3 protein-coding genes and 1 pseudogene are annotated in these 3,209 nt (G+C 33.0%); all 4 read right to left on the bottom strand.

The annotated features are described in order from the left end of the window. Positions 1-19: 19 nt before the first annotated feature. Positions 20-778, bottom strand: a complete 759-nt coding sequence (locus BT112_RS21410) for a LytR/AlgR family response regulator transcription factor (RefSeq protein ID WP_083565033.1) — start codon at positions 776-778, stop codon at positions 20-22. Further along, positions 775-1,698, bottom strand: coding sequence for a sensor histidine kinase (locus BT112_RS21405; protein WP_245777087.1), 924 nt, complete (start codon positions 1,696-1,698; stop codon positions 775-777). Before BT112_RS21405 ends, BT112_RS21410 begins: the two co-directional genes overlap by 4 nt. A 760-nt stretch (positions 1,699-2,458) precedes the next feature. Beyond that, the gene (locus BT112_RS21975; RefSeq protein WP_175545859.1) at positions 2,459-2,614 is read right to left on the bottom strand and encodes a hypothetical protein; all 156 of its coding nucleotides are present in this window, start codon (positions 2,612-2,614) and stop codon (positions 2,459-2,461) included. Between the two features lie 176 nt (positions 2,615-2,790). Then, positions 2,791-3,114: pseudogene (locus tag BT112_RS21400) on the bottom strand (alanine racemase); the annotation flags it as partial. Positions 3,115-3,209: the final 95 nt, after the last annotated feature.

Genomic DNA, 3,209 nt, shown 5'->3' with positions numbered 1-3,209 from the left:
AACAGTAAAAAAAATTTAATTAATTTAACCGAAAGTTTTTGAGAAAAGTGTCCGTTTTGAAACGGAACACCTGTCCGTTTTCAGCGGAATATGCACATTCGGGTAAAAAAGAAAGCTTCATTCGGCTGTTGAAATATCTGGCAACGTTTTCTATGGCTTTTACATTACCAATGCAGTTACGCGATACCCGAAAAAATAAACGATTATCCAGCTGTTGCTCTAATTGGTCTAATGTATAATTAATAATATAACGCTTATTTTGAAAAGTGTGTAGAAAAACAACTCCTCCCTCACTATAAAAATGAGCTATCTCAACAGTTTCTATGTAATGATAATTGTCTCCTTTTGATATTAGAAATCTATTTTTGGTTTTGAGAGAAAATAACTGTTCAAAATTTTTAGAATCAGTTTTATAAGAAGGATTATGGAAAATATTTTCAAATTTGTTAAGTGCCGCTTCCAATTCTTTTTCATCAAAAGGCTTTAAAAGATAATCAATGCTGTTGAGCTTAAATGCTTTTATAGCGTGTTCATCATAAGCAGTTGTAAATATTACAGGCGTGGAAATCTCAATATGATTAAATATTTCAAAGCAGTTACCATCAGCAAGACGAATATCCATAAGAATCAGATCTACTTTAGATATTTTTAAAAATTCAATAGTATCGATTACTGTTTTAGTATTTTTTTCCAAAATGTAACCGGGACGCAACTTCGTCATCATACGTTTTAGTTCTTCGTATGCAAACCTTTCATCTTCTACAATCAGATACCTCATTTTATATATGGAATTTTCACAACAAACATTTGCTTCGTGTGCTCAACAGTAACATCTTTATTGTACAGCTTGTATTGTTCTGTAAGGTATTTCAGTCCTATACCTCCTTTTTCTATATCACTTGCCGGCTGTATATTGTTTGCTACAGTAATGTATTCTCTTTTAATTGTAATATTTACATTTAACAACATTTCCTCTGTTGCTATATTATGCTTAAATACATTTTCTATTAAAAGCTGTAGTGTTAGTGGTATAATGCTATTCTTTTCATATTCAGTATTTTTGTTTACAGTAAAAGTAAAAGCGTTTTCAAATCTCATCTTCATTAGAAAAATATACGAATCAAGAGCATTTAGTTCATCTTCAACAGAAATTAAAGGATGACGGTTTAAGGATAGTACATACCTATAGGTTTTGGAAAGAGCCTTTGTAAATTGATTAGCATTTGCCGGATTTATGTATATCAAAGAAGACAACACATTCAATGAATTAAACAAGAAATGTGGATTTATTTGAGCTCTCAATGTTTCATGCTGAAATAAAAGTGCCTTACGTTTGGCTTTTTCAGAATCAGCTATAGCTCTTTGTTCAGACTGGAAGTAATAGATCAGTTCAAAAACCAGCAAGATTGGTACATTTGCTGCCATTGCAAATGCAAATTTTACAGAAAAAGAAGGCAAACCTTCCCTTGGAATTAGAAATACATCATAAATCAGATAGTTAAATATTCCTAATAACAATAAGCATATTATAGTCAGCCCTGCTAATCCTGCTAAAATACGAAGTAAGATATTTTTTGAATAGGGTAAATATTTATTTAAAAATAGTAACAATCCGTAATCAGCTAAACACATTGTAAAAATCACAATGTAATGGGCAGAAAGTTGAATATGAAAATTATCCCATAAATCTTCCTTCATTAGAATAATGCTAAAAAGCATTTGACACAAAGCATAAATCAATGTGGAGAAGAAAAAAATGATTACATTTCTTATATCTATTTTTCGAAACCGAACCATTTTTCAAAAATATTTTTTTTCATAAGATATGGATTATAAATAATCTGACTTTCTGATGAACTTCATTTTTTAGGAGATGAATTTAATATCCAATACTCTAACTAACATATTTTTTTCAATCTTAAGCCCCTAAATTTGACTTTCGGATTCGGGAACGCTTTATTTTAAAGTTTCAGAAATAATTCTTTCGAGCTAAAAACAAGGCTTTTATACCGATAATCAACGATTATAAGGAACCATTTGGTAACGGCACTTATTGCTTTGCTTTTCCACACCTTTTCGTTAGCCTATGGACCTACAAAATTTATCGTTGCCCCAACTTTATTCAGTACTCCATTGAAAAGATCAGCCTTTCGGGAGAATTTGTGTGCGGTGTTATTGGTTAAAAGATCCAATTCTTCAGCACAGCTGCTTCCTTCGTAAACTTCGGATGACACTGAAAAACATAAGCCCAATAGGAGTACGTAGCTATTTGTTTTGGACAACCTTTGCCTGCTATAATATTTTGCTTTCTGCGGTAAGTCCCGGCCTATCGTTTTGCTATGTCCAACAGGTAAGATTGAGCCGAAATGATTTGTTTTTTTGTCTTCTAACCCGCCCGCTAAAAGATATATAAGAAATACGCTAATTTCTTTTTTGGAGCTATGCTCAACTCTTACTCCTAATGCTCAGCCACACCAATGAGTTGAGCACCTAAAAAAACACCTACAACTGCTTTACCGGCCTGAACACATTTTTGTATTAAAGCAATCCCGGCTTTGGTATTGAAATGAGGATATTCTTCCTGTGTGATGTCGGTGTTGAGCTTTGAGTTCATCCCACTACAATGAGTACATCGATATTATCCGCTGTTTCAGGTAATGGGTTAGATTCATACACTTTTGAAAGACTGATTATATGATATCTTTCTGCTGCTCATCCCCTATAAGCTCCGGGTGCTCCGAATCTTTCGTACTGAATAAGATACATTTCTGTTTTTTAAAGCTCAACGTTTTATTTTTCATTCCAATAATAGCTATCAGGATAAATTCTTTCTCCGAAAATAGCCGTTCCTACTCTGACAATGGTTGCTCCTTCTGCTATGGCGGTTTCCAAATCTCCACTCATTCCCATTGACATTTCGTGCATTTCTACGTTTGGTATTCTTAAAGCAATAATTTCCTGCCGAATACCTTTCAGTAACCGGAAGCATTTCCGTACTTTTTCGGTTTCGGCACTAAACAGACCTATGGTCATCAAACCCTTTATTTTTAGGGTTTCCAACTGTGCAACCTGTTTTATCAATTCAATGGCATTATCAGGACTTATACCAAATTTCTAAGTACATGACAAAAAATTTATGAAATTGATTTTCAATTTGTTAAAATTTGTCAGCAACCAATTAGATAGGCAATCCAGTCCATTTTTAAAGA

It is taken from the genome of Sinomicrobium oceani, assembly GCF_900119185.1.
Lineage (GTDB): Bacteria > Bacteroidota > Bacteroidia > Flavobacteriales > Flavobacteriaceae > Sinomicrobium > Sinomicrobium oceani.
This window is presented reverse-complemented; position numbering and strand designations above follow the sequence as displayed.

What these genes read in the sequence shown, in the direction of transcription:
- BT112_RS21410 (WP_083565033.1), bottom strand. Translation starts at nt 778, where the DNA reads ATGAGGTATCTGATTGTAGAAGATGAAAGGTTTGCATACGAAGAACTA.
- BT112_RS21405 (WP_245777087.1), bottom strand. Translation starts at nt 1,698, where the DNA reads ATGAAGGAAGATTTATGGGATAATTTTCATATTCAACTTTCTGCCCAT.
- BT112_RS21975 (WP_175545859.1), bottom strand. Translation starts at nt 2,614, where the DNA reads ATGAACTCAAAGCTCAACACCGACATCACACAGGAAGAATATCCTCAT.